2 protein-coding genes and 1 tRNA gene are annotated in these 3,029 nt (G+C 31.6%); all 3 read right to left on the bottom strand.

The features are described 5' to 3' along the window. Window position 1 precedes the first annotated feature (1 nt). A tRNA-Tyr gene (locus AABM47_RS00025) sits at window positions 2-82 on the bottom strand. Window positions 83-255: 173 nt separating this feature from the next. Beyond that, entirely contained in the window at window positions 256-1,380 is a 1,125-nt protein-coding gene (locus AABM47_RS00030; RefSeq protein ID WP_338408871.1) for a TlpA disulfide reductase family protein, read from the bottom strand. Between the two features lie 124 nt (window positions 1,381-1,504). Then, window positions 1,505-2,914 carry a rhodanese-like domain-containing protein gene (locus AABM47_RS00035; protein WP_338408872.1) on the bottom strand — a complete coding sequence of 470 codons (1,410 nt, stop codon included), beginning with the start codon at window positions 2,912-2,914 and terminating at the stop codon, window positions 1,505-1,507. Window positions 2,915-3,029 lie beyond the last annotated feature (115 nt).

A 3,029-nucleotide genomic window follows, 5' to 3' on the forward strand; every position in this document is an offset into this window, starting at 1 on the left:
GTGGGGAGAGCAGGATTCGAACCTGCGAAGTTTTCACAGCAGATTTACAGTCTGCCCTCGTTGGCCGCTTGAGTATCTCCCCAGTCCCAAGCTTTATTGCTTTAACGGGTGCAAATATAGAATAGTTTTTGATTTAAACAAATAAAATAGAGAACTACTTTTTACTTATTTTTTAACCTTTTGAAAGTGAAGTAAATAAAAAATTCCTAAGGCAATACTTGCGATAGGAATTTATTTAATTTTAAACTAGTAAACTTATTTTGCGCTTAAAAGTTCTTTTACTTTTGCTCTTAATTCGTCACCTCTTAAATCTTTAGCAACAATTTTACCTGATGCATCTAATACGAAAGTAGCAGGAATCGATTTTATATTATATTGTTCTGCTATTGGGTCTTTCCAAAATTTTAAGTTCGAAACTTGATTCCAAGTTAAACCATCTTTTGAAATTGCTTCTTTCCATTTTTCAGCATCGCCTTCTTTGTCTAAAGAAACACTTATAATGTTAAAACCTGCTTCATGAAACTCGTTATATATAGCCACAACATTTGGATTTTCTTTACGACATGGTGCACACCACGATGCCCAGAAATCCAATAAGGTTACTTTTCCTAAAGATTCTTTTAATGAAATCATCTTTCCGTCTGGTGATGGAGCAGTAAAAGCTGGTGCAATACTTCCAACGTTAAGTGCTGTTAAGGTATCCAATGTTTTTTTTATGCTTTTTGCACTTTTTGTTTCTAATAAACTTACATCTAATTTGTCATAATATGCTTTTACTTCTTCAACTGTAATATATTTTCTCATTAAAAAATTTTCTAATAATAAAACAGAAATCAAAGCATCAGGATTTTTTTCAATAAATGTTTTTGATTGTACATTCATTGCTTCCTGAAAGCCATTGTATTCTTTCATTAAAGCATTAATTATTATGGTATCTTGTACTTGTTGAGCAGCAGTCATTTTTTCTTGGTTTGCAACCTGAAAACGCATCATTTTTTTAAAAATAACTTGAGAATCATCATTAAAAGATTGAAATTTATCGTTATTTTTTGTACCAGAAATTTTAGATTTCTGAATAGTATCTTTGTCAATTTCTACAGCTATTGAACCATTTTCTAAAATTATAGCTACAGATCCATTTAAGGCCTCTATTCTTACAAAAGCTAATTCCAATCCGTCTTTTAATTTACCATCAAACTTAAATTTTTCGTTTTCTACAACGACAGTGTCCAATGCTACTAAGCCTGATTCATTTTGAAGTTCTAAAAAAACTTTTTTTCCGTTTTCAACTCCTTTAGCCAAACCTGTTACGTCATAACCCTCTTTTTTACAAGAAATTACAAACAATGAAGCTAATATTACCAATGTAATTTTTTTCATATTAATTTAATTAAATTTTGGCAAATGTATTTAAAAATTTATTATTCTGTTCAAATTATTATTTAAAATTTTCTTAAAAAAAACAAGACTTAAGGCCATTATTCTTAATTGATTAAATTACTTTTTACTTTAATGTAGACGGACAAACAAATGTTGTTAATGGAATAGGAGTTTTTCTTATTCCCGAGATGCCCTTGTCTATGTTTATCATATTGTGATACCCTCTAGATTTAAGAATAGAAGACCAAATAACAGAACGATAACCGCCTGCACAATGCACATAAAACGGTTCGTTTTTTGGCACATCTGCTATGTGGTCATTTATAGCGTCTAAAGGAATGTTTATAGCTTTTTCAACTCGTTCCGCATTATATTCGGATGGTTTTCTAGCATCAATTACTTGAATATTTTTATAATCATTTGCAAACTCATCTGGAGAAATCGTTTTTATTGAATCAGTTTCAAACCCTTCTTTTTTCCAGGCATCTATTCCGCCCGATAAATATCCCAAAGTATTGTCAAATCCTACACGAGATAATCTGGTAATGGTTTCTTTTTCTCTTCCTAGTGGTGTAATTAAAAGAATTGGCTGTTTTACATCTTTAACTAAAGCACCTACCCATGGAGCAAAACCACCATCTATGCCAATAAAAATTGAATTAGGAATGTGTTCTTTTATAAAATCATTTTCATTGCGAACATCAAGTAATAATGCTTCTGTTTGATTGGCTATAATTTCAAATTCTCTAGGGTTTAAAGACTTTAATGATTTTGCGATTATTGTATCTAAACTTTCATAACCGTTAATATTCATCATTACATTTTGAGGAAAATATGCAGGTGGAGTGGCTAAACCGTCTAAAAGTTCAGTTTTAAATTCTTCTTTGGTCATATCTGCTCGTAAGGCATAATTGTTTTTCTTTTGGTTTCCTAGGGTGTCAGTTGTTTCTTTACTCATGTTTTTTCCACAAGCACTTCCTGCTCCATGACTTGGATATACAATTAAATCATCTGCCAAGGGCATTATTTTGTGTCGCAACGAATCAAACAAATAGCCAGCTAAAACATCTTGTGTCAAATCTTCTGAAACTTCCTGAGCTAAATCGGGGCGACCAACATCTCCTATAAACAAAGTGTCACCAGTAATAATTCCATGAGTTTTTCCGTTTTCATCTGAAATTAAATAACAGGTGCTTTCTAGGGTATGCCCGGGTGTGTGAATTGCTTTAATGGTGTAATTACCCACTTTAAACTCTTGGTTGTCATGTGCAATAATACAATCATAGGCACACTTTGCGGTTGGTCCAAATACTATTTGGCCTCCTGTTTTATGAGCTAAATCAACATGTCCTGAAACAAAATCGGCATGAAAATGAGTTTCAAAAATATAAGTAATTTTGGCATTGTCTTTTATAGCTCTATCAATATAAGGCTGTACTTCTCTTAAAGGATCAAAAATAGCAGCTTCTCCATTGTTTTCAATATAATATGCAGCTTGTGATATGCATCCGGTATAAATCTGTTCTATTTTCATGTTCTTTTTATTTATGGGCTAATACGGTTTTTTATTACGATTAGTAAAACTTATGTAAAGTAAAATTCTTTAAGCAATATGAAACATGCCATTAGAAGAACAAAATATCCAAATC

The sequence above is a fragment of the uncultured Flavobacterium sp. genome, from assembly GCF_963925415.1.
In the GTDB taxonomy this organism is placed as follows: Bacteria; Bacteroidota; Bacteroidia; order Flavobacteriales; family Flavobacteriaceae; genus Flavobacterium.

What these genes read in the sequence shown, in the direction of transcription:
- AABM47_RS00030 (WP_338408871.1), bottom strand. Translation starts at nt 1,380, where the DNA reads ATGAAAAAAATTACATTGGTAATATTAGCTTCATTGTTTGTAATTTCT.
- AABM47_RS00035 (WP_338408872.1), bottom strand. Translation starts at nt 2,914, where the DNA reads ATGAAAATAGAACAGATTTATACCGGATGCATATCACAAGCTGCATAT.